The following is a 21,987-nucleotide window of genomic DNA, read 5'->3' as shown; positions in this document are numbered from 1 at the left end:
TGCGGACTACTTGATGCCGGCGTCGGCGCACAGCTGCGCGTAACTGCCGGTGCACAGCTCGGTCTTGGAGACGTAGCCGTCGTCGACGACGTCCTGGACGTTCTTCTTGAAGATGGCCACCGGCGTCAGGAGCACGGCGGAGACATCGCGGTTGCCGGTCGGGTCGTGGACGGTCGCGCCGACCTGGCCCTTCTTGCCGTGGGCGAGGTCGATCGCGAGGGCGGCGGCCGCGTCGGCCTCCTTCTTCACCGCCTTGTAGACGGTCATGCACTGGTCGCCCGCCAGGATGTTCTGCAGGCCCTGGACGGTGGCGTCCTGACCGGTGATCGGCACCTGCCCGTTGCGGTGGTTCTTGCGCAGCACGGCGATGGCCGCGTTGGCGAGGCCGTCGTTGGCCGCGAGCACCCCGTTGATGTTCGGCTGGCTGGTGTACATCTGCTCGAAGATGGTGCCGGCCTGGGTGTTGTCCCAGTCGGGCACCGACTGGTTGGGGCCCTTCACGTACTCGCCCGAGGCGTACTTGGGGTCGAGGACGCCGTTGTAGCCGTTGGCGAACAGGGTGGCGTTGTTGTCCGTCGGGGAGCCGTTGAGCTCGGCGACGACGGGCTTGTCGGCCTTCATGTCGCTCAGGCACTGGGCCAGGCCCTGCCCCTGGAGCTTGCCGACCTCGGTGTTGTCGAAGCTGACGTAGTACTGCGCGGAGCCGCCGAGGGTGAGCCGGTCGTAGTCGATGGTGGCCACGCCCTGCGACTTGGCCTTGTCGAGGACGGCCTTGCCGGTGCCGCTGTCCAGGTTGACGATGACCAGCACGTCCACACCGTTGGTGATCATCTGGTCGGCGATGGTCTGGAACGCCTGCTTGTCGCCCTCGGCGTTCTGGATGTCGTAATCCACACCGGCGGCCTTGAAGGCCGCCCCGAGGTAGGTGCGGTCGGCGGTCTCCCAGCGGACGGACGACTTGCTGTCCGGCAGGATCACGCCGATCTTCGGCTTCTTGCCGCCCGCCGAACCTCCGTCGCCGGAGCCGGAGTTGGAGGACGAACAGGCGGTCACCGCAGTCAGCAGGACCGCCGAGACGGCGGTGGCGGCGATGAGTCTCTTGCGCATGGGAAGGGCCCTTCCAGAGGAGCCCGGCCTTGCGCCGGGCGGGTGGAGGAGGTCGGAGCGGGGGTGCGCGTCGTTCCGCGCGGGGGCTGTGACCCCTGCAACATTGAATGTTGCGAGCGGCAACATACGCGGTGCCGGGCAGGCCCGCCACCCCCTGGACAGACACCGCGACGTAACAATCAGGTCACCCCGCGCGCCCGGGGACGGGCCGCCCGCGCCGCCGACCCGCGCCGGGGAAGCCGCCCGGGGCACTCCGCCCGCAGGAGCGACGGGGACGGCGACGGCGGGAAGGAGCCGGTGGAGAGGCGGGCGGCGGGTCGGGCCCTGCTGCCCGGGTCAGGAGGGGCGCGTCACGCGCCCCGGATCCCCTTGTACGTGGCGATGGCGTGGCCCCCGTGTGTCGCTGGACGTCCGGCCGTTCCAACCGGCGGTGGACGTCTGCGCCGAGTCGGAGGTGTGGTGGACGAACAGCGAGGTCGAACCGTCGGGGTTCTCGAACGCGACGTCGTCGAGGCCCGCGCTGGTGGCGGATCGGGAGGCCCCGGGCGGCGTACGCCTGGAGGAACTTCACGAAGTACTGCGCCGGCGGGCCGTAGCTGGTGGGGCCATGAACGTGACGTCCGGGTTGAGCGCGGCGGCCTGCTTCAGGTCCGGGACGGTGTAGTGGAGGTCGTGCGCGATCGAGAAGTTGTCGAGGAGTTCGCGAGCGCGGGGCCGGGCCGGGTCCACCGCTGGTTGCTGCCCCCGTGGCAGGTCCGCAGCTGGACCGGGGAGGCGTTCGCGGTGCCCCGGTCGGTGACGTCCAGGCCCAGGCCGGACTGCACGCCGCTGATCGCGCCGTCGGCGTTCGGCTTCCACTTCTGGTCGTCCGCTCCGCTGCAGCCCCACAGCCGCACCTCGGCGCCGTTGGCGGTGCCCGATGTCCCTGGCGTCCAGGCACTTGCCGGCGATGCGCGGCTCCGCCGCGCTCGTGTAGGTGTACTGCTGGTTCGGGTCGTCACCGGAGCCGGTGCCACCCGCTCACCGTCCCTCCCGGCGGCCGTCCCGCCGCCGCGGTTCCGCACCCGCGGGGGCGAAGGCCGCGGCCGGCAGGAAAGCAGCCCCCTCTCCCCGGCGGAAGACCGTTCCCCGCCCGTGCTCGACGCCTACCGCTGCTTCGCGCGACGCCGATGCCGATGCCGCCGACGGCGGGGGCGGGGGCGGGCACGCGTGTTCCCGCGCACGTGCCGGGCGGCCCCGGAGGACCGCCCGGCACGTGCGCGGGAACGGGAGGGGACGGTCAGCGGCCCGCCGTGGCCAGTGCCGCCTCGTACTGCTGGTCGGTCACGGGCTCCAGCCAGGTGGTGCCGTCGCCGTCGGCGTCGCCGACGAGGATGGCGAGGTGCGCCATCAGGGTGGTGTCGGTGGCACCGTGCCAGTGCTCCTCCCCCGGCGGGCACTTCACGGTCTGCCCGGCCCGCGCGGTCACCACGCTGCCGTCGCGGGTGCCGACCAGGCCCACGCCGTCGGTGATGTGGAGGGTCTGGCCCTTGGCGTGCGAGTGCCAGTTGGTGCGGGCCCCGGGGGTGAAGCGCACCAGTGCCACGGCGAGGCGGGCCGGGTCGGCGGGCGCTTCGATCGGGTTGAGGTAGACGTCGCCGGTGAAACGCTCGGCCGGCGCCTTGACGGTGGGGGTCTCGGTGACGTGCTCCACGGTGGTTCTCCTCGGTCCGGATGTACGGGTGTCGGGGTGTGCGGGTGTCGGGGTGTCCGGATGTACGGGTGTCGGGGTGTGCGGGTGTCGGGGTGTGCGGGTGTCCGGATGTACGGGTGTCGGGGTGTGCGGGTGTCGGGGTGTGCGGGCGTGCGGATGCCCGGTGCGGCGGGCGGTCAGGCGCCGCGCTCGTCGGCGATCCTCTTCAGCTGGGTGATCGCGGACATGGCGTTGGGCCAGCCCGCGTAGAAGGCCAGGTGGGTGACGGCCTCGGACAGTTCCTCGACGGACAGGCCGTTGTCCAGCGCCAGGCCGAGGTGGTAGCCGAGCTGCTCGCCGCGGTACAGCGCGGCGAGGGCCGTGACGGTGACCAGGCTCCGGTCCCGGGGGGACAGGCCGGGGCGCTGCCAGACGTCACCGAACAGGACGTCGTCGGTGACCTGGACGAGCTTGGGCGCGATGGCGGCGAGCTCCTGGGGGGCGGACTGCTTCGGCATGGGGGACGGCTCCTCGATCGGGTGGTGGGAGGGGGTGGAGGGGGCGGGTGAGCGGCCCGGGGCGGTGGCTCCCCGGCGATGTGCCCGGGATCAGCGGGCGACGTAGCCGCCGTCGACGGGCAGGGCGACGCCGACGACGAAGCTCGCACCGGGGCTGCACAGCCACAGGACGGCCTGGGCGATCTCGTCGGCGGTGCCGAGCCGGTTGATCGGCTGGTTCGCCTCGGCCTCGGCGCGGTCGAGCTCACCCTTGGCGATCATGTCCCGGACCATCGGGGTGTCGATGGTGCCGGGGCAGATCGCGTTGATCCGGATGCCGCGCGGGGCGTACTCGAGGGCGGCGCTGCCGGTCAGGCCGATCACGCCGTGCTTGGAGGAGTGGTAGGAGGCGCGGCCGGGGATGCCGACCAGGCCGCCGAGGGAGGAGCAGTTGACGATCGCGCCGCTGCCCCGGGCCCGCATGTGGCGCAGTTCGTGCTTCATGCTCGCCCAGACGCCGCGCAGGTTGACGGCGTGGACGCGGTCGAAGACGTCGGCGTCCTCGTCGGCGGCGTCGGCGGGCGGGATCTGGATGCCGGCGTTGTTGTACGCCGCGTCGAGGCGGCCGAACGCCTCGACGGTGCGGTCGACGGCGGTGGCGACCTGCTGCTCGTCGGTGACGTCGCAGGGCAGGGCGATCACCCGGTGGCCCTGGTCGGCCAGGTCGCGCGCGGCGTCGTGCAGGGCGGGCCGGTCGAGGTCGGCGAGGGCGACGGCCGCGCCGGCGGCGGCGAAGGCGCGGGCGGTGGCCAGGCCCATGCCGGAGGAGGCACCGGTGACGAAGGCGACCTGACCGGTGAAGTCGTACGTGGGATTCATGGGTGTCCTCCCGGTGGAGTGCGAGGGGCTCGGCGGGCGGCCGGCACCGGCGCGCCGGTGGTGGGCACGGTGGCGGGCGCCGGGCCGGGGTGCGGGTCGGCGACGGGTCCGGCGGGGCGGGGCGTACGGGCTTCTCCCGGTGCGCGGGCGGGTCGCGGACGGGGCGCGGACGGGACGCGGGCGGGTCAGGGGGCGGTTTCGAGGGTGATCCTCCGGGCACGGGCCAGGACGTCGGGGTCGGCGTCGAGGTGGCCGAGGACCAGGAGGTCGGCGGAGGGGCCGGGCCCGTCCCGGTGGAAGAGGGCGAGGTTGCCCCAGGGGGCGTAGTAGGCGAGGTCGCCGGGCTTCGCCGCGACGGGTGCGGGCGCGTCGGCGGTGGTGAGCCCGCGCGGCGGGTAGCCGATGCGCTCGGTGCCGTGGAAGTCCTCCAGGTCCACGGTGAGCGGGAGCAGCGCGGTCAGGTCGCGGGCGGCGGGGCTGTCGTTCAGCACCGCCCGGGCGGGCGTGCCGTCGAGGGTGACGCGGATGTCCATCGGGGTGCTCCCGTCGGTGGGGGTCGGGGCGCCCTGCCGCCCGGCCGCCGACGGGGCCGCGGTGGCCGGTCCGGCGGGCGGCGGGCTGCCGGTGCAGGCGGCTGCCGTCAGCAGTACGGCCGCCGGGGCGAGGCGCAGCAGGGGGCGCGTGTTCGGGGTGGTCAGGGCGTGAGGAGGGTCTTGATCGCGCGGCGCTCGTCCATCGCCCGGTAGCCCTCGGCGACCTGGTCGAGGGGCAGGGTGAGGTCGAAGACCTTGCCCGGGTCGATCCGGCCGGTCAGGACGCGCTCGATCAGGTCGGGCAGGTAGCGGCGCACGGGGGCGGGGCCGCCGCGCAGGCCGACGTGGGAGAAGAACACCTCCTGCCCGTCGAGCGAGACTCCGTGCGGGACGCCGACGAAGCCGACGCTGCCGCCGGGGCGGGCGGAGTGCAGGGCCTGGGCCATGGACTCGGCGGTGCCGACGCACTCCAGGACGCTGTCGGCACCGATGCCGCCCGTCAGCTCCCGGATCCGGGCGACGCCGTCCTCGCCGCGTTCGGTGACGATGTCGGTGGCGCCGAAGGCGCGGGCGAGCCGCTGCCGGGGTTCGTGCCGGGACATCGCGATGATCCGCTCGGCGCCCAGTTCCTTGGCGGCGATCACCGCGCACAGGCCGACCGCGCCGTCGCCGACCACCACGGCGGTGGAACCGGGGCGGACCCCGGCGGCGTCGGCGGCCCACCAGCCGGTGCCCATCACGTCCGAGTTCGCCAGCAGGCCGGGCCAGAACGCCTCGTCCGGCACCTCGTCGAGGGCGACCAGGGTGCCGGCGGCATGGGGGATGCGCACGTACTCGGCCTGGCAGGTGGACATGAACTCCCGGTGCAGGCAGTTCGACTGGAAGCCGTTCGAGCAGTTGGGGCAGGTGTTGTCGGAGGTGGCGAACGAGCCGACCACGAACTGGCCGGGCCGCAGGCCGGTCACCTCGGAGCCGACCTCCTCGACGAAGCCGACGTACTCGTGGCCCATCGGGTGCGGGTCGCCGATCGGCTCCGCGCCCCGGTAGGGCCACAGGTCCGAGCCGCACACGCAGGTCACGGCGGTGCGGATGACCGCGTCGGTGGGCTTGAGGATCTTCGGGTCGTCCAGGGTCTCGAACCGGACGTCACCGGGGGCGTGGATCACTGCGCCGCGCATCAGGGGATTCCTTCACGTTCCAGGAGCGGAGCCGGGGGTGCCGGCCACCGCCGGGTGCGGGTCGGACAGGAAGGGGCCTTGGGCCGCCCTGTCGAGGACGGCGCTCGGAAGCCCACGCCATCCAGCAAACCCGCACTCCGTTCGCGCAGCGAGTCACCGGTGAGGGGTGTACCGCCGGTACACCCCTCCCGGGCCGGACACGTCGTACCGTCAAAGGCGTGAACAACAGCCAGGAGGTCCGCGAGTTCCTCACCTCGCGGCGCGCCAAGATCACCCCCGAACGGGCGGGCATGCCCGCCGGCCCCCGCCGCCGGGTGCCCGGCCTGCGCCGCAGCGAGGTCGCCGCGCTGGCGGACCTCAGCGTCGAGTACTACGCCAAGCTGGAGCGCGGCAACCTGGCCGGGGCCTCCCCGGCCGTCCTGGAGGCCCTCGCCCGGGCCCTGCAGCTCGACGACGCCGAACGCGCCCACCTGCTGCACCTCGCCCAGGCCGCCGACGGCTCCGACACCCTGGCCCGCCCCCGCCGCCGCACCACCCGGCAGTGGACGGCGCGTCCCAGCCTGCAGTGGATGCTCGACGCCGTCACCGCCGGGCCCGCCTTCGTCCGCAACGGCCGGATGGACCTGCTCGCCGCCAACCAGCTCGCCCGCGCCTTCTACGCCGACGTCTACGCCGCCCCCGGCAACCAGCACAACCTGGCCCGGTTCCAGTTCCTCGACCCCGCCTCCCGCCGCTTCTACCCCGACTGGGAGCCGGCCGCCGACATCACCGTCGCCATCCTGCGCACCGAGGCCGGCCGCGACCCGCACGACAAGGACCTGCACGACCTGGTCGGCGAACTGTCCACCCGCAGCGAGGAGTTCCGCGTCCGCTGGGGCGCCCACGACGTCCGCCACCACGGCACCGGCACCAAGCGCTTCCACCACCCGGCCGTCGGCGACCTCACCCTCGCCTACGAGGGCCTGCAACTGACCGCCGACCCCGACCTCACCCTCACCGTCTACACCGCCGAACCCGGCTCCCCCTCCGAGCAGGCCCTGCGCCTGCTCGCCACCTGGGCCGCCACCCGCGAGGCCGAGGCCGCCGACCCCCGACCGGCTGGCCGGACGCCCCCGGACCGCCCCTGAGCCCCGGCACCACCGCGCACCCCGGCGCGCTCCCGCCCCGCTCGTCGCGCGCCCACAGCCGCTTGAGCAGGTGGGGCCGGGGACGAGCGCGCAGAGGGCCTCGGTGGTGCCGGACGTCACCTCCTCGCCGTCGGGCGTGCCGTTGACCGCCTTGACGCCGGAGGTCGCGTCCGCCGCCTGTCGGCCCAGGGGACGCGGGCGGGGCGGCGCCGCCGTCACCGGCGGTGCCGCCCCTGCTCGGGGTCCGGGTCCCGTCAGTGCTCCGCGGGGCGTTCCACCGTGGTGCGGGCGCCGAAGTGGTGCAGGACGGTCGCGTCGCGCTGCCGACCGGTGAGGTGGAGCGAGGTCCGCAGCGGGGTGTCTCCGCTGGAGGCGCCCGCGTGCAGGACGATCTCGCCCGGTTCGACGATCCGGCCGTCCAGTCCGGTGAAGGCCAGCCGGTCGGTGTGGACGTCGAAGCGGACCACCGCCTCCTCCCCGGGGGCCAGGGGGACCTTGGCGAAGGCCAGCAGGGCCCGGACGGGCCGGGTGACCTGGGCGACCGGGTCGACCGCGTAGAGCTGCACGGTCTCGGCGCCGGGACGGGAGCCGGTGTTGCGCACCCGGACGGAGGCGGTGAACCGGCCGTCGGTGGGCACCTCGTCCCGGTCGAGCGTCAGGTCGTCGAACGCGAAGGTGGTGTAGGACAGGCCGTGCCCGAACGGGAACGCGGGCGTGGGGTCGAGGTTGGACAGGGCGCTCTGCCGGTCGGCGAGCGGCGGGTGCAGGTAGGTGTAGGGCTGGCCGCCGTCGGTGCGCGGGATCTGCACGGGCAGCTTTCCGGTGAAGTCGGCCCGGCCGGAGAGGAGTTCGGCCACGGCCCGGCCGCCTTCCTCGCCGGGCAGGAAGACCTGCACCATGGCGGCGGCGGTGTCCTGGAACCTGCCGACGGCGTACGGCCGGCCGCTGTTGACGACCAGGACGGTCGGGGTGCCGGTGGCGAGCACCGCTTCGACGAGTTCCTCCTGGACGCCCGGCAGGCGCAGGTCCTCGACGTCGCAGCCCTCTCCGGAGGTGCCGATGCCGAACATGCCGGGCTTGTCGCCCACGACCAGCACGGCGGTGTCCGCGCGGGCGGCGGCCTCGGCCGCTGCCGCGATGCCGGAGCGGTCGGTCTCCCGGATCGGACAGCCGGTCTCGAACTCCCATCTGACGTGCGGGAGTTCGTCGACCAGGGCCGCGCGCAGCGAGACGGCCTCCACCCCGTTGCCGAGGTCGTCGCGCTCGGAGAGCACGTGGTTGGGGAAGCTGTAGCAGCCGAACATGGTGCGCACGTCGTCGGCGCACGGGCCGATCACGGCGATCCGGCCGGCCGCCGGCAGCGGCAGCGCGCCGTCGTTGGCCAGCAGGACGGCGCTGGAGCGGGCCGCTTCGCGGGCGAGCAGGCGGTTGGCGGGCTTGTCGAGGTCGATCGCGCCGGCCCGCAGCCCCGGTGGGCGGGGGTCCCAGTCGGGGTCGCACAGCCCGAGTTCGACCTTCTGCCGCAGTACCCGCCGCACGGCGCGGTCGAGGTCCGCCGCGTCGGCCTCGCCGCGTTCGACGGCGGCCAGCAGCGCCGCGCCGAAGCCGCGCTGGTCGGGGAGTTCGACGTCCAGGTCGGCCCGCAGGGCGAGCACGCCCGCGGCGGCGAGGTCCGCGGCCACGCGGTGCGCCGTGACCAGGAAGGGCAGTGACCAGTAGTCGGAGACGACCGTCCCCTCGAAGCCCCACCGGTCGCGCAGGACGCCGGTGAGCAGCCGTTCGCTGGCGGCGGGCGCCTCGCCGTCGATCTCGGCGTAGGAGTTCATCACCGAGCCGACACCGGCGGCCACCAGCCGTTCGAAGGGCGGCAGGACCACGTCGGCGAACTCGCGCGGTCCGACGGCGACGGGGGCGTGGTTGCGTCCGCCGGTGGAGGCGGAGTACCCGGCGAAGTGCTTGAGGGTGGCGATCACGCCCTGGCTCTGGACGCCCAGGACGTATGCCTCGGCGATCTCGCCGACCAGGTGCGGGTCCTCGCCGTAGGTCTCCTCGCAGCGGCCCCACCGGTAGTCGCGGATGACGTCGACGACGGGGGCCAGGCCCTGGTGGACGCCGCACTCCGCGAGGTCCGCGCCGATGGCCCGGCCGATGCGGCCGATCAGGTCGGGGTCGAAGGTCGCGGCCATGCCCAGCGAGGTGGGGTAGATCGTCGCGCCGTAGGTGGTGAACCCGGTCAGGCACTCCTCGTGCGCCATGGCGGGGATGCCGAGCCGGTTCTGGGCGGTGACCTGGCGCTGGCGCTCGGCCAGCAGGCGGGCGTGCTCGACGGCGGCGCGCGGCACCGTCCCGTACGGGCGGGTGAACTGCCCGAGGCCGTGGGCGGCGGTGTCGGCGAGGTCGCCGACCTTGCCGAACAGGCTGGTGCCGGGGGCGACTTCGGGGCCGGAGGGTTCCACGTCCTCCCAGGCGCTGGAGAGTTGGGCGACCTTCTCGGCGGTGGTGAGCTCGGCGAGCAGGGCCTCGACGCGCGCGCCGGTCGGCAGGGTCGGGTCCGCCCAGGGGCGGTCGCCTCCCGCCGCGGGGAGGTCGCCTTGGTGCGGCGTGGTGGTCGTCATCGACGTTTCCTTGGGATGCGTGGCACGGGGTGCCGGACGGTCCGTCTCGCGGCGGGCCGTCACGGCAACGACGGGTGGAGGGGTCGGTGTTGCGGGGCCGGTGGTCGGCGGCGGTGCGCCCGGGCCTACCGGGTCACTTGGAGAATCCGGCGGTGAGGCCCGCGACGAGCTGGCGCCGGGCCAGGACGAAGACCAGGAACACGGGCAGCATGGAGAGCACCACGGCGGCCATGGTCGAGGGCACGTCGATGCCGAACTGCCCGCGGTAGAGGGTCAGGGCGAGCGGCAGCACGGACTTGTCCTCGCTCTGGGTGAGGATGAGCGGGAACAGGAAGGCGTTCCACACCTGGAGCGCGTCGTAGACGGCGACGGTCATCAGCGCGGGCCGGGCCAGCGGCATCGCGAGCGACCACAGCATGCGCCAGTCCCCGGCGCCGTCCACGATCATCGCCTCGAACAGCGAGCGCGGCACGTCGCGCAGGAAGCTGACCAGGATCATCACCATGAGCGGCAGGGCGAACGCCACCGACGGCAGGACGATCGCGGCGAGGCTGTCGTACAACTGCAGCCGGATGATCAGCAGGTAGACCGGGATGATCACCGCCTGGAGCGGGATCGCCAGGCCGAGCAGGAACAGCTGGAAGAGCGTGCGCGACCAGCGCTCGCTGTACCGGACGATCGCGAAGGCGGCCATCAGCGCGGCGGCGACGGTCAGCACGACGGTGGCCGCCGTGACCACGACGCTGTTGAGCAGGTAGGTGAGGAAGCCGCTGTCCAGCACCGTGCCGTAGTTGGCGAACGTCGGACTGTGCGGGAACGACAGCGGGTCGCTGGTGACGAACTCCGCGCGGGTGCGCAGGCTGGTCACCACCACCCAGTACACGGGGACGACGACGAGCGCGGTCCAGATGAGCACGGCGCCGCCCGTGACCAGGCGCCACGCGCCGGCGGCCGCCCGCCCCGGCCGGACCGACCGGGTGACGGCCCTCCGCCGGTCGCGGGCACGGACCCGGGGCACCGCGGAGCCCACTCCGGTGGTGTTCACATGCCCTCCTGCTGGCTGTCCATTCGGGTGAAGCCCGACAGCCGGGTGGTGAGCAGCGACAGCCCGAGGCCGATCAGCACGAGGATGGTGGCGACGGCGCTGGCGCGGCCGTCGACGTGGAGCCCGCGGTCAACGCCTCCGCCGACGCCTCGGCGGACGACTCCCAAGAATGGCGGCTCGTGCGCGAGCCGCAGCTCACCGACGCGCCCTTCACCCTGAAGGGCGCCGACTCCGGCCGCTGCCTGGACGTGCCGAACGGCCAGACCGGCGTCCAGGTGCAGATCTGGGACTGCTCCGGCAACGCCAACCAGATGATCACGCGGACCGCCGTCGGCGAACTGCGGGTGGCCGGGCCAGCCAGCAGTGGCAGGTCCGGCTGGACGGCTCCGTGGCCAACCACTCCAACGGACTGGTGATCGACGTCGTCGACTGGGCGACGGCCAACGGGTCACGCGTCCAGCTGTGGACCCCGTTCGGCAACGCCAACCAGCGGTGGTCCCGGGCGTGATCCGACCCGGTGCGGTCTCGGTGGGAAGAGGCAGCCCGTCCCCGTGACCGGCCCCCGAAGGCCGGCCCGGGCCCTTCGACCCGCCCGCCCGTTCCCGCCGAAAAGATGCGGGGGCGCGCGCACGGGGGTACGAAGGGCGGACGGACGCCGCACCCCTGGACGGTGCGGCGTCCGTTCTCCGTACCGCCGTGCCACCCGCACCGCCGCACGACCAGGAAGGACGCCGGGATGTTCGAGGAACGACGCGCCCGCCACCAGGCCAACCGCGCTTTCGAGCACGGGGACGGGGTCACCCGCTACCGCCTGCAGCAGAAGGTCCTCGCCCTCGGGGACGACTACTGGATCGACGACGACGCCGGCGAACACGTCTACAAGGTCGACGGCAAGGCCCTGCGGATGCGCAAGACCTTCCACATCGAGGACCGCACCGGCCGCCGCGTCGCCACCGTGCAGAGCCGCCCCCTGCGGATCAAGGACTCCATGGAGATCGAGGACGCCGACGGCAACCGCATCGCCATGGTCAAGAAGGCCCTCGTCAACCCCCTGCGCGACCGCTGGCACATCGAACAGCCGGACGGCCCCGACCTCGCCGTCCACGGCAACGTCCTCGACCACGAGTACAGCATCGAGAACGACGGCGTCAAAGTGGCGGAAGTGTCGAAGAAGTGGTTCCGGATGCGCGACACCTACGGCATCGACGTCGGCCCGGACGCCGACCACGCGACCGTGCTGGCCGCCGTCATCGCCATCGACACGATGGCGCACCCCGGCGACTGAGCACCGAACGGAGTGACGCCCCCGCCCACGTGCCACCGGGTGCCTTCTCCACCACGGCACCAGCATCGATGAAGAAGTCCCGGGACGAGGCGTAGCTCCGGCGCCGCCGAACGCGGCCGGCGAACATCAGCGCGCGGTGGGAGTCGGGCGCCCGCCGGGGGTCACCTCCTGGACGGGGAACCCGGGCGCGCGGCGGTGCGGGTGGCACGGCGGTGCGGAGCGCGCCGGACTCCACGACCGTCGGCCCCTCGGTCATCGGCCCCTCGGTCGTCAGCCCCGGGCGCGGCGGCGGGCCAGCAGCCAGCCGAGGGCGGCGCCGACCAGCAGGGTGACCAGCAGCACCAGCCACAGCGGCAGGGTGACGGTGGGGATCCACAGCCGGATCTTCACGGAGGCGGTGTTCGCGGCGATGAACCAGACCGCCAGCACGCCGAGCACCAGGAACGCGATGGTCCTCATGCGCACGTTGCGGCCGCCGACGGTGACCGAGGCCGGCCGGTCCGCGCTGTTCGTCTTGTCAGCCATACGGCCCATTATGTGTGGAACGCCCCGGTTCGGCCCGCCGGGATCCGACCCGGGCGGCCCCCACCGGCCGGGCGGGGGGAGCGAAGGCCCGGCGCGCTGCCTACGGTGGGGTGGTGACAGATCGCCGACCCAGCGGGTACCTACGAGCGGCGGCCGCGTTCGCCGTCTGCATGGCGGGGACCACGCTGCCCACCCCGCTGTACGGGCTGTACCAGGAGCGGATCGGGTTCTCCGAGCTGATGGTGACGGTGGTGTACGCCGTCTACGCGTTCGGGGTGATCGGCGTGCTGCTGCTGTTCGGGAACGTCTCGGACGCGGTGGGGCGGCGGCCGGTGCTGCTGTGCGGGCTGGCGTTCGCGGCGGCCAGCGCGGTGGCGTTCCTCGCCGAGCAGGGCCTGGCCTGGCTGTTCGCGGGCCGGTTGCTGTCGGGCTTCTCCGCGGGCCTGTTCACCGGCACCGCCACCGCGTACGTCCTGGAGCTCGCCCCGCCCGGGCGCAAGGGCCGGGCGGGCTTCGCCGCGACCGCCGCCAACATGGGCGGCCTGGGCTGCGGGCCGCTGCTGGCCGGGCTGCTCGCCCAGTACGCGCCGCGGCCGCTGACCCTGCCGTTCGCCGTCCACCTGGTGCTGCTGGTGCTGTCCTTCGCGGTGGTGCGCGCGCTGCCGGAGACGGTGGCCGGGGCCCGCCGCCCGCGCACCGCGCGGCCCCGCCGGCCGTCACTGCCGGCCGAGGTGCGCGGGGTGTTCGTGCCGGCCGCCGTCGCCGCGTTCGCCGGGTTCTCGCTGCTGGGGGTGTTCACCTCGGTCACCCCCGCGTTCCTCGCCGAGAACCTGGGCGTGCGCAACCACGCCGTGGTCGGCCTGATCGTCGCCACCGCGTTCTTCGCCTCCACCGGCGGCCAGCTGCTGGTGCCGAAGCTGGGCGCGCGGCGGGCGGTTCCGCTGGGCTGCCTGGTGCTGATCGGCGGCCTCGGCCTGTTCGCCCTCTCGCTCGCCACCGACACCCTCGCCCCGCTCGTCCTGGCCGCCCTGGTCGGCGGCGCCGGGCAGGGCATGGCGCTGCGCGGCGCGGTCGGCGAGGTCGCGGCGGCCGCGCCCGACGCCCACCGCGGCGGGGTGCTCTCCGCCCTGTTCGTGGTCGCCTACCTGGGCATCTCGATCCCGGTGATCGGCGTGGGCCTGCTCGACGGACCGCTCGGCCTGTCCGACGCGGGCCTGGTCTTCACCGCCTGCATGGCCGTCCTGGCCGCCGCCTCCGGCGCCTTCCTGCTGCGCCGGGCCCGCGCCCTGGACTGACCGGCCGCCGGTCGCGGGCCTCCCGTTCCCCGGCGGGCCTGCTCCACCTGATCGGGCGTCATACCCAGGTATCACCCGTCCGGTTGGCTCTGCGGTACGACGCGGCCCGCCCCGTCGCGCCCGTACGGTGGGGCCCGTCAACAGGCACGGGACACGGAGGGACTCGCGATGACGGGCAAGCGGGCACGGATCGGGGCGGCGCTGCTGCTCGCGGCACTGGTGGTGACGGCGGGTCCGCCGGGCTCGGCGGCGGCCGGGACCGGGGGCGCGACCGGGCAGGCGACCGCGCGACTCCCGCGGCCCACCGGGCCGTTCGCGATCGGGACGACCGCGCTGCGGCTGGCCGACGACTCCCGCCCGGACCCGTGGACGGCCGGGCGGACCCGCGAGCTGATGGTGAGCGTCTGGTACCCGGCCGCCCGCTCCTCCGAGGGCGCGCGGACGCCGTACACGACCCCGGCCGCCGGGGCCCACTTCGGCGGGCCGGACGGCGTCGGGCTGATCAACTACGGTGTCACGCCCGGCAGTACGGACTGGTCGTCGATCCGCACCCACGCCCGGACGGACGCCCCGGTGCTGCCCGGCGGCCCGCGCCCGGTGGTGCTGTACTCCGCCGGGCTGGGCGACCCGCGCACCTGGGGGACCGCGCTGGTCGAGGACCTGGTCTCGCGCGGGTACGTGGTGGTGACCGTCGACCACACCTACGAAGCCTCCGAAGTCTCTTTCCCCGGCGGCGAGTTGGCGACCTCGGTACTGCCCGGCATGCTCGGTGACCCGCACCTGGACGTCGGCGCGGTGCTGCGCAGGTCCCTGGACGCCCGGGTCGCCGACACCCGCCTCGTCCTGGACCGGCTCGGCTGCCTCGGCGAGCAGCCCGGCCTGCCCGCCGGCCTGGCCGGCTCGCTCGACCTGACCCGGATCGGCGTGGCCGGCCACTCCGCGGGCGGCTTCACCGCCCTGCAGGCCATGCACGACGACCCGCGGATCGCCGCCGCGATCGACCTCGACGGCCAGCTGCACTTCCCCGGCCCCGACGGACGGAGCGGCGTCTTCCTCCCCAGCGTCGCCGAGGACGGCCTCGACCGGCCCTTCCTGCTGATGGGCACCCGCAGCCCCGACTCCGGCTCCTACCACCGGCAGCCCGGCTGGGACGCCCTGTGGCAGCACAGCACCGGCTGGCACGCCGACGTCACCCTGGAGGGCTCCCGCCACGCCTCCTACACCGACGCCGAGTCCCTCCTCCCCCGGCTCGCCCGCCAGGGCGCCCTCTCCCCCGACACCCTCCGCGACGAGGTCGGCGACATCACCCCCGCCCGCGCCGAGGCCGCCACCCGCGCCTACGTCGCCTCCTTCTTCGACCGCTGGCTGCGCGGCCGCGACGACCACCTGCTGGACGGGCCGTCGGCGCGCTTCCCCGAGATGACCTACGAACGCTGAGCGGCGGTGGCGGTGGCGGTGGCGGAGTAAGGGGCCCGGGCCCCGCCGTTCCCCGGGCCCCCGGGTGCGCGCCCTTCTCAGGCCGCGACGACGCTCTGCGGGAAGGCGAACACCCCGTCCGGGTCGTACTGCCGGGCCACCTGCTGCAGCCGCGGCAGGTTCTCGCCGTAGTAGGCCCGTCCCCAGTCCGGCAGCGTCGCGTCGATGTAGTTGACGTACGCACCGGTGGCGCCGAGCCGGGCGAGGCCGTCGCGGATCTCGTCGACGGTGGCCCGGACCCGCTCCTCGGTGGCCGGCGTGGCGCCCGCGTAGACCTGGGCGCTGGCCGGCGAGCGGCGGTGCGGGAAGGCCGTCGCGTCGGGGGCGAGCTCGCCGACCGCGCCGCCGAGCGAGTCCAGCAGCAGGTCGACGCCGGTGCGGCCGGTCATCAGCTCGGTGAGCCGGGCCGGGTCGACCGGCCCGGGGCCGAACATCCGGGAGACCGCGACGAAGCCGGTGCGGGTGAGCCGGCCGCCCTCCCAGGTGGGGTGGCACTGGGCGATGGTGTCGTTGGCGCAGCCGGCCATGAACTTCATCGCGGCCAGGTAGTCCTTGGCGGCGACGGTGCGCCCGGTGGGCGCGGTGCCGGCCAGCCGGACCAGGCGGTCGATCTGCTGGTTCGCACCGGACGGGTCGCCGACCCAGCAGCCGACGATCCGGCAGGTGGGCGGGTTGCCGCCGGAGATCTGGCAGCTGGCCCACAGTTCGGGCGGCGCGTCGGCGACCCACTGCTGCCAGCCGCCGAGCACCTGCGGGACGGATCCGGCGGGGAACGGCACGATGAAGACCGTCAGGCCGGGCGCGGGCGGGGTGTCGAAGGTGAACCGGGTGACCACGCCGAAGTTGCCGCCCCCGCCGCCGCGCAGCGCCCAGTGCAGGCCGCTCTCGTGCTCGGCGTCGGCGGTGAGCACGCAGGAGTCGGCGGTGACCACTTCGGCGGCGGCCAGCCGGTCGCAGGTCAGGCCGTACTTGCGGGCCAGGACGCCGATGCCGCCGCCGAGGGTGAGTCCGCCGATGCCCACGGTGGGGCAGCTCCCGGCGGGCAGCAGCCGTCCGGCGGCGGCGAGGCCCGCGTAGACCTCGATCAGCCGGGCGCCCGCGCCGACCTCGGCGGTGCCGTCGGGGTTCACCCGGACGGTGTTCATCGCGCGCAGGTCGATCACCAGGCCGCGGTCGGGGACGCTGTAGCCGAGGTAGCTGTGGCCGCCGCTGCGGGCGGCGATCGGGATGCCGTGGCCGCGGGCGACGTCCAGGCAGGCCCGGACGTCGTCGGCGGAGACGCACTTGGCGACGGCGCCCGGGAGTTGGCCGTCGTTGAGCTCGTTGAAGCCGAGCCGCGCCGTCCCGTACCCGGGGTCGGCGGGCAGCACCAGTCTGTCGCCGAGCCGCTGCCGCAGCGCCTGCCAGTCCGGCGGCGCGGCCCGCCACCCGCGCTGCCGGGCCGGGAACGCCTCCACCGACCCGGTCCCGCTGCCGGTCCGGGCCCCGGCCGGGGACGCACCCGCCATCAGCCACGCTCCCACCGCTGTGCCGACGGCCAGGAAACGACGACGATCCATTGTCACGACGCACCTTCCTCCCCCGCACCGGGCGTGCGGAGGCTCCTGCGCCGATCGTCACGCCCCCCGCCGCCGCCGCCCGGTTGCGGCCCGCCGGAGTGCGTCCGATGGCCCAGCGCACGCGGCGCGCACCCGCCGGACGTCGGTCCGCGCACGCCGGGTGCGGTCGGCGCGCGCTTCCGCTCCGCCGGGCCGGCGGGCGGGTCCGCGCCCGCCGTACCGGTGCGTCTTCGCGCTGGACAGGGGGCCGCCGCGCTCCGAGGGCGTCCTCGGCCGGCTGACCCGCGGCTCGGAGCCCCGACCTCCCGGCCCTCCGCGCCGCCCGGGCGCGCCGGGCCGACCGGGCGGGGCCGGGGTGCCTCCGACCGCCTCCGAACCGTGACCTGACCGGGCGTCAATTCCGCTCCGGGTGACGTATTGTCGCCGTCTCGGCCGGTCGCGATCGCAGGTGATCGCGCACCGTCGCCGCCGTGCGGCTGCGTGCTGCCCGGGGCGGGGCCGGGTCGGTCGGAGCGGGTGGAGGTAGGCGGGTGCGGGTGCGGGTCCGGATACGGGTGGCGGTGCGGCCGGTCGTGGTCCTCCCGGCGGGATGCGGCCGGTGACGGCCGTCGACGGCTTTCCGCCGCTGGACGCCGGAATCGGCGCGGAGCGGCGGGAGTTCGCCGAGGAGCTGCGGGCGCTCTTCCTCGGTCTCGGGCGGTCGGCGGAGGAGTTCGCCGTCCGCCGCGGGCTGGATCCGGAGGTGGTCGCGGGCTACCTCGCGGCCGCCCGCGTCCCGCCGTGGGAATTCGTGGAGGCGCTGCTCGACGCCGTGCACGGGAGCGCTCCCGATCCGGGTGTCCGGGCGCGGCTGTGCCGGTCGCGGATGGCGGCGCTGCGGGTGTCCCGGTCGGTCGGCCGGGCGGTGTGCCAGTTGGAGGGCCAACTGCACGCCGCCGAACGGGAGATCAGGCAGGCGGAGGAGTGCGCCGAGCAGGCCGGTCGGGCGCTCGCCGAACTGGCCGCCGCGGGCCCGGCCGACCCGGGACGCGCCGAGCTGCTGGCCGAGGAGTACGACCGCGCCCGCGAGCAGTCCGCCCGGGCCGGCGCCCGCCGTACCCTGCTGCGGCGCCAGATCGCCCTGGTGGAGGGGCAGCAGGGCACCTCCGCGGCGCCGCCCGCGCCCACCGGAGTGGAGCCCGGCGACGGTCCGCCGCCGAAGATCCTGCTGGTGGACGACCGTCCGGAGAACCTGGTGGTGCTGGAGGCGCTGCTCGGCCCGCACGGGCACCAGCTGGTCCCGGCGACCTCGGGGCCGGCCGCACTGCGGGCGCTGATGGAGCCGGACGGTTACGCCGCGATCCTGCTGGACGTGCAGATGCCGGGCATGGACGGGTACGAGACCGCGGCGCACATCCGCAGCCGGGCCCGGACGCGTGACATCCCGATCGTGTTCGTCACCGCCATGGGCAGCGAGCCCGACCACGCGGCGCGCGCGTACGCGGCGGGTGCCGCCGACTTCCTGCCCAAGCCCGTCGACCCGTGGGCGGTGCGGGCCAAGGTCGCCTCCTTCGTCGAACTGCACCGCGAGCGCCGCGCGGGGGCCTGACCGTCAGCGGTCGGCGGCCACCGCCGCGGCCTGGCGGCGACACGCCTCGTCCAGCGCCTTGGTGTCCTCCAGCACCTCGTCGGCGACCATCCGGCCCCAGCGGAGGGTGAGCCACTGGACGGCCTCGTTGCGGTACGGCGTGCCGTCGGCGAGGGTGGCCGCCACGTCGAGCCGGACGACCACGGTGGTCCGCCAGGGCCAGCCCCGGACGATCACCTCACGGGGGGTCAGGCGGATTCCGGGGAAGCGCTCGTAGAAGGCGCGGAACCACTGCTCGAAGGCGTCCCGGCCGGTGAACGAGGCGCTGACGGGGGTGTCGCCGGCGAACCGGAAGCGCAGGTCGGGGGCGGCGGTGGCGACGGCCGCCAGGTGGTCGCCGGCGTCGATCCGCCGCCACAGCGAGCGGACCCTGGCACGGACGATCGCGTGGTACACCACTGCCTCCCGGACGGAGTCCTGCCCGGCCGGTGGATCCCGCCGCGGACCAGGTCCTCAACGTAGCACCTCACTTGCAACTTGCAAGCCACTCCGCCCCGCCGCACTAGACTGGGCCCGTGGACCGCACCCGCTTCGCCGACATCCCCTGCTCCGTCTCGCGCGCCGCCGGGGCGGTGGCCGACCCGTGGACGCTGCTGGTGCTGCGCGACCTCTTCCTGGGGCTGCGGCGGTTCGAGGAGCTGCGGCAGGACCTCGGCATCGCCACCAACATCCTCACCGCCCGGCTGGACCACCTGGTCGCCGAGGGCCTGGTCGAGCGCCGCCGCTACAGCGCGCACCCGCCGCGCGACGAGTACCTGCCGACCGAGGCCGGACGCGACCTGCACGGCGTCGTGCTGGCGCTGCTCGCCTGGGGCGACCGCCACCGCGCGGGGCCGGCCGGCGCCCCGCTCGTCCCCCGGCACACCGCCTGCGGGCACCCCGCCCGTCCGGTCGTCGTCTGCGACCACTGCGGCGGCGAACTCACCCACGGCACGGTCGAGTTCACTCCGGGCCCGGGCGGCCGGGCAGCCCGGGGCACCGCCGTCGTGGCCGCCCGCCTGGCCGCCGGCCCGCTCCCGTCCGACGGCTGAGCGCGCCGCCCGCCCCGTTCCCGCACGGCCGCACGGCCCGCGGCACCCGGGCCGCTTCGCCGCCGCGCTGGACGGCCCGGCCGCACTGCACGCCGCGGAACGGGAACGGCGAGGCCGCCACCCGGCGGGGTGGCGGCCTCATTCCGTGGGGGTCTTCTTCCCGGGGCGGGTGCTACTTCCAGCTGTCGGTGAGCGTCACCGCCCCGGAGGCGCCGGTGGTGTAGGAGCGGTTCGCGCCGCTCTCCCAAGTGACGTTCCCGGAACCGTCCTTGACGATGTACTTGTACTCGAAGGCGGCGCTCGCGGGCATCGTCAGCGACAGCTTCCAGTTCGGGTACGAGGTGGCGGACATCGGCAGCGCGCGGGCGGGGTCCCAGCTGCCGAGTTGGGCGGTGGAGCCGACCAGGTAGACGTTCTGGCCGACCACGGTGGTCTTGTTCTCGGAGAAGTTCACCGCGACCTGGCCGGTGCCGCCACCGTTACCGGTGCCGCCCCAACTGTCGTTCAGCGTGCCGCCGGTGGCACCGGAGTTGGCGCTGTGGTTCGCGCCGCTCTCCCAAGTGACGTTCCCGGCGGCGTCCTTGACGATGTACTTGTACTCGAAGGCGGTGTTGGCGGGCAGTTGGACGCTGCCGCTCCACACCGGGTAGCCGGCCGGGGAGAGCGCGACGGCCGCCTTCGGGTCCCAGTTGCCGAGTTGGGTGATCGAGCCGACCAGGTAGACGTTCTGGCCGGTGACGGTGGTCTTGTTCTCGTTGAACGTCTGGGTGACCGTGCCGCTGGGGTTGGTCGGGCTGGAGGAGGGCGAGGGGCTGGACGAGGGCGAAGGGCTGGAGGATCCGCTCGGGCTGGAGCTGGGACTGGGGCCGGCGGTGCCGGTGGTGGCGGTGTACAGCGCGACCGCGTCGCCGGCGTCGACGGTGACGGTGGCCCTGCCGGAGCCGTCGACGCTCACGGTCGGGCCGGTGCAGTTCGAGCCGTTGACGTCGCCGTGGATGACGTCGCAGTAGGTGCCGGCGGCGAGGCCGGTGGTGAAGGTCCGGGTGAGGGCGCTGGAGCTGTTGTTGATGGCGACCCAGCCCTTGCTGCCGCGGCTGAAGGCGATGGCGTTGTTGCCGTTGTCCCACCAGTTGGCGACGTTCTGGCCCTTGGTGGCGTTGTGCCAGCCGACCATGTTGGCGATGCCCTGGTCGCGGTCGGTGCAGGTCCAGGTGTTGTTGGCGCAGTTGGTGGCGGTGACGTAGCCGTTGGCGTCGGCGGGCGGGGAGTCGTCGCGGTTGTTGAACCGGTAGCCGGCGTAGACCTGCGGGGTGCCGTAGCCCCAGGCGAGTTCGAAGACGTGGGCGAGCTCGTACTTGGCACCGTCGGCGTAGGTGAGGGTGGTCTTGTCGCGTTCCAGGTCGTGGTTGGTCACCATGACGGCGGACTTGTCGCTCGGCTCCAGGCCCCAGCTCTGCCCGAAGGTCTTGAGGTTCGCGATGTTGCCGTTGAACTGGTCGCGCAGCTTGTAGGCGTAGGTGAACTCCAGGACGCTGCCGTTGCCCTCGAACGCGGCCGGGGCGAGCTGGCCGCCGCTGCCGGGGAAGATCTCCTGGTAGACGTAGGGGCGGCCGCCCCACCGGGTGTCGTTCAGCCGGGACAGGATGGCGGCCGTGTCGGCCTGGGCGATGTGCTTGGCGGCGTCGATCCGGAAGCCGTCGACGCCCGCGCCGATCAGCGTGTTGAGGTAGCCGGCGATCTTGCCGCGGACGTCGTCGCTCTCGGTGTCGAGGTCCGAGAGGTTCAGCAGCTGGCACTCCTGGACCTGGGCGACGCTGTTCCAGTCGTTGATGGACAGGTTGGAGTTCGGACAGGGCGGGGAGCCGTGGAAGTCCGCCCGGGAGTAGGGCACGGCCGGGTAGCCGTAGCCGGCCGCGTTGAAGCTCGACCCGCCGTACGAGGTGGAGCTGCTCTGGTTGGTGCCGGCCATGTGGTTGATCACCGCGTCGGCGTACACCTTCACGCCCGCGTCGTGGCAGGCCGCCACCATCGCGCGGAACTGCGCGTCGGTGCCCATCCGGCTGTTGAGGTTGTACGAGACCGGCTGGTAGACGTCCCACCAGGGGTGGCCGGCCACCGAGATCGACTCCTGCGGCGGGGCGACCTGCACCGCCCCGTAGCCCTTGGGGCCCAGGACGTCGGTGCACTCGGTGGCGACCGAGTTCCAGTTCCACTGGAACAGGTTGGCGATCACGTCGCCGCCGTTGGGGGTGGCGGCGGCCTGCGCGGTGCCCTGCAGGCCGAGCGGCATCAGCACGCCCAGTACCAGCGCGCCGGCCGCGGCGGCGACGGGCACGGTTCTACGGACAGGGGACATCGTCGAATCTCCCGGGTGGTGGGGGACTTGGGGAAGACGTGCGGGATCGGGAAGACGATCCACCCCGGCCGGACGCACCGTCAAGACACCTGTGCAAGAAATTTCATCTTCTTGCGTTCGGATTCACCCACATCGGAAACACGGTTCGGCTAGCCGAACCACCGAAAAGGTACATACCTC

The 21,987-nt window shown here is 74.1% G+C and carries 22 protein-coding genes and 1 pseudogene; 8 read left to right on the top strand and 15 right to left on the bottom strand.

What is annotated here, in order from left to right; translation table 11 throughout:
* Positions 1-6: 6 nt before the first annotated feature.
* The 8 genes and pseudogenes from OO48_RS25520 to OO48_RS25485 all read right to left on the bottom strand — a co-directional run bounded on the left by OO48_RS25520 (position 7) and on the right by OO48_RS25485 (position 5,866).
* Complete coding sequence (locus tag OO48_RS25520; RefSeq protein WP_033220284.1) at positions 7-1,107, bottom strand: sugar ABC transporter substrate-binding protein; 1,101 nt, start codon at positions 1,105-1,107, stop codon at positions 7-9.
* A 336-nt stretch (positions 1,108-1,443) separates the two neighbouring features.
* Positions 1,444-1,626 (bottom strand): annotated as a pseudogene (locus OO48_RS41235) (glycoside hydrolase family 30 beta sandwich domain-containing protein); the annotation flags it as partial.
* Between the two features lie 125 nt (positions 1,627-1,751).
* Positions 1,752-2,108: a ricin-type beta-trefoil lectin domain protein gene (locus OO48_RS38550; protein WP_425338579.1), complete on the bottom strand. Its 357-nt coding sequence runs from the start codon at positions 2,106-2,108 to the stop codon at positions 1,752-1,754.
* 278 nt (positions 2,109-2,386) lie between these two features.
* Positions 2,387-2,800: a (R)-mandelonitrile lyase gene (locus tag OO48_RS25510; RefSeq protein WP_033220280.1), complete on the bottom strand. Its 414-nt coding sequence runs from the start codon at positions 2,798-2,800 to the stop codon at positions 2,387-2,389.
* Between the two features lie 176 nt (positions 2,801-2,976).
* Positions 2,977-3,297, bottom strand: a complete 321-nt coding sequence (locus OO48_RS25505) for a carboxymuconolactone decarboxylase family protein (protein ID WP_033220278.1) — start codon at positions 3,295-3,297, stop codon at positions 2,977-2,979.
* A gap of 90 nt (positions 3,298-3,387) precedes the next feature.
* Positions 3,388-4,155, bottom strand: coding sequence for a glucose 1-dehydrogenase (locus OO48_RS25500; RefSeq protein ID WP_033220276.1), 768 nt, complete (start codon positions 4,153-4,155; stop codon positions 3,388-3,390).
* Between the two features lie 185 nt (positions 4,156-4,340).
* Positions 4,341-4,688, bottom strand: a complete 348-nt coding sequence (locus OO48_RS25495) for a cyclophilin-like fold protein (RefSeq protein ID WP_033220275.1) — start codon at positions 4,686-4,688, stop codon at positions 4,341-4,343.
* Between the two features lie 161 nt (positions 4,689-4,849).
* Positions 4,850-5,866, bottom strand: coding sequence for a zinc-dependent alcohol dehydrogenase family protein (locus tag OO48_RS25485; RefSeq protein ID WP_033220273.1), 1,017 nt, complete (start codon positions 5,864-5,866; stop codon positions 4,850-4,852).
* A 218-nt stretch (positions 5,867-6,084) separates the two neighbouring features.
* On the opposite strand from OO48_RS25485, the gene OO48_RS25480 reads away from it, so the two are divergent.
* Positions 6,085-6,993 (top strand): helix-turn-helix transcriptional regulator, encoded by a 909-nt coding sequence (locus tag OO48_RS25480; RefSeq protein WP_033220272.1) that lies wholly within the window; start codon positions 6,085-6,087, stop codon positions 6,991-6,993.
* Positions 6,994-7,247: 254 nt separating this feature from the next.
* Here the strand turns inward: OO48_RS25480 and OO48_RS25475 are convergent, their stop codons facing one another.
* The 3 genes from OO48_RS25475 to OO48_RS40165 all read right to left on the bottom strand — a co-directional run bounded on the left by OO48_RS25475 (position 7,248) and on the right by OO48_RS40165 (position 10,820).
* Positions 7,248-9,608, bottom strand: a complete 2,361-nt coding sequence (locus OO48_RS25475) for a glycoside hydrolase family 3 N-terminal domain-containing protein (RefSeq protein ID WP_051732760.1) — start codon at positions 9,606-9,608, stop codon at positions 7,248-7,250.
* A 133-nt stretch (positions 9,609-9,741) separates the two neighbouring features.
* Complete coding sequence (locus OO48_RS25470) at positions 9,742-10,653, bottom strand: carbohydrate ABC transporter permease (RefSeq protein ID WP_245194802.1); 912 nt, start codon at positions 10,651-10,653, stop codon at positions 9,742-9,744.
* A complete protein-coding gene (locus tag OO48_RS40165; protein ID WP_245194801.1) occupies positions 10,650-10,820 on the bottom strand; it encodes a hypothetical protein in 171 nt (56 codons plus the stop codon). Before OO48_RS40165 ends, OO48_RS25470 begins: the two co-directional genes overlap by 4 nt.
* Before the next feature lie 12 nt (positions 10,821-10,832).
* Between OO48_RS40165 and OO48_RS40160 the strand changes: the two genes are divergently transcribed.
* The 3 genes from OO48_RS40160 to OO48_RS25460 all read left to right on the top strand — a co-directional run bounded on the left by OO48_RS40160 (position 10,833) and on the right by OO48_RS25460 (position 11,938).
* A complete protein-coding gene (locus OO48_RS40160) occupies positions 10,833-11,069 on the top strand; it encodes a ricin-type beta-trefoil lectin domain protein (protein ID WP_245194800.1) in 237 nt (78 codons plus the stop codon).
* Complete coding sequence (locus tag OO48_RS40155) at positions 11,042-11,161, top strand: RICIN domain-containing protein (protein WP_245194799.1); 120 nt, start codon at positions 11,042-11,044, stop codon at positions 11,159-11,161. Before OO48_RS40160 ends, OO48_RS40155 begins: the two co-directional genes overlap by 28 nt.
* A gap of 228 nt (positions 11,162-11,389) precedes the next feature.
* Positions 11,390-11,938, top strand: a complete 549-nt coding sequence (locus OO48_RS25460; protein WP_033220270.1) for an LURP-one-related/scramblase family protein — start codon at positions 11,390-11,392, stop codon at positions 11,936-11,938.
* Positions 11,939-12,208: 270 nt separating this feature from the next.
* Here OO48_RS25460 and OO48_RS25455 read toward each other — a convergent pair whose 3' ends face one another.
* Positions 12,209-12,463 carry a lipopolysaccharide assembly protein LapA domain-containing protein gene (locus OO48_RS25455; protein WP_033220266.1) on the bottom strand — a complete coding sequence of 85 codons (255 nt, stop codon included), beginning with the start codon at positions 12,461-12,463 and terminating at the stop codon, positions 12,209-12,211.
* A gap of 110 nt (positions 12,464-12,573) precedes the next feature.
* Between OO48_RS25455 and OO48_RS25450 the strand changes: the two genes are divergently transcribed.
* Positions 12,574-13,758: an MFS transporter gene (locus tag OO48_RS25450; protein ID WP_033220264.1), complete on the top strand. Its 1,185-nt coding sequence runs from the start codon at positions 12,574-12,576 to the stop codon at positions 13,756-13,758.
* A 168-nt stretch (positions 13,759-13,926) separates the two neighbouring features.
* Positions 13,927-15,195, top strand: coding sequence for an alpha/beta hydrolase family protein (locus tag OO48_RS25445; protein ID WP_033220263.1), 1,269 nt, complete (start codon positions 13,927-13,929; stop codon positions 15,193-15,195).
* Between the two features lie 77 nt (positions 15,196-15,272).
* Here the strand turns inward: OO48_RS25445 and OO48_RS25440 are convergent, their stop codons facing one another.
* Positions 15,273-16,793 (bottom strand): FAD-binding oxidoreductase, encoded by a 1,521-nt coding sequence (locus tag OO48_RS25440; RefSeq protein ID WP_245194798.1) that lies wholly within the window; start codon positions 16,791-16,793, stop codon positions 15,273-15,275.
* Positions 16,794-17,391: 598 nt separating this feature from the next.
* Here OO48_RS25440 and OO48_RS25435 point away from each other — a divergent pair.
* Positions 17,392-18,381 (top strand): response regulator, encoded by a 990-nt coding sequence (locus tag OO48_RS25435; protein WP_245194797.1) that lies wholly within the window; start codon positions 17,392-17,394, stop codon positions 18,379-18,381.
* A gap of 3 nt (positions 18,382-18,384) precedes the next feature.
* Here the strand turns inward: OO48_RS25435 and OO48_RS25430 are convergent, their stop codons facing one another.
* Positions 18,385-18,816 (bottom strand): nuclear transport factor 2 family protein, encoded by a 432-nt coding sequence (locus OO48_RS25430; protein ID WP_051732756.1) that lies wholly within the window; start codon positions 18,814-18,816, stop codon positions 18,385-18,387.
* Positions 18,817-18,935: 119 nt separating this feature from the next.
* On the opposite strand from OO48_RS25430, the gene OO48_RS25425 reads away from it, so the two are divergent.
* Positions 18,936-19,451, top strand: coding sequence for a winged helix-turn-helix transcriptional regulator (locus OO48_RS25425; RefSeq protein WP_033220261.1), 516 nt, complete (start codon positions 18,936-18,938; stop codon positions 19,449-19,451).
* Positions 19,452-19,623: 172 nt separating this feature from the next.
* Here the strand turns inward: OO48_RS25425 and OO48_RS25420 are convergent, their stop codons facing one another.
* On the bottom strand, positions 19,624-21,807 hold the full coding sequence (locus tag OO48_RS25420; protein WP_033220260.1) for a carbohydrate-binding module family 20 domain-containing protein: 2,184 nt from the start codon (positions 21,805-21,807) through the stop codon (positions 19,624-19,626).
* Positions 21,808-21,987: the final 180 nt, after the last annotated feature.

The sequence above is a fragment of the Kitasatospora phosalacinea genome, from assembly GCF_000716545.1.
Lineage (GTDB): Bacteria > Actinomycetota > Actinomycetes > Streptomycetales > Streptomycetaceae > Kitasatospora > Kitasatospora phosalacinea.
Note: the sequence above shows the minus strand (reverse complement) of the source record. Positions and strands in the feature narration are given on the sequence as shown.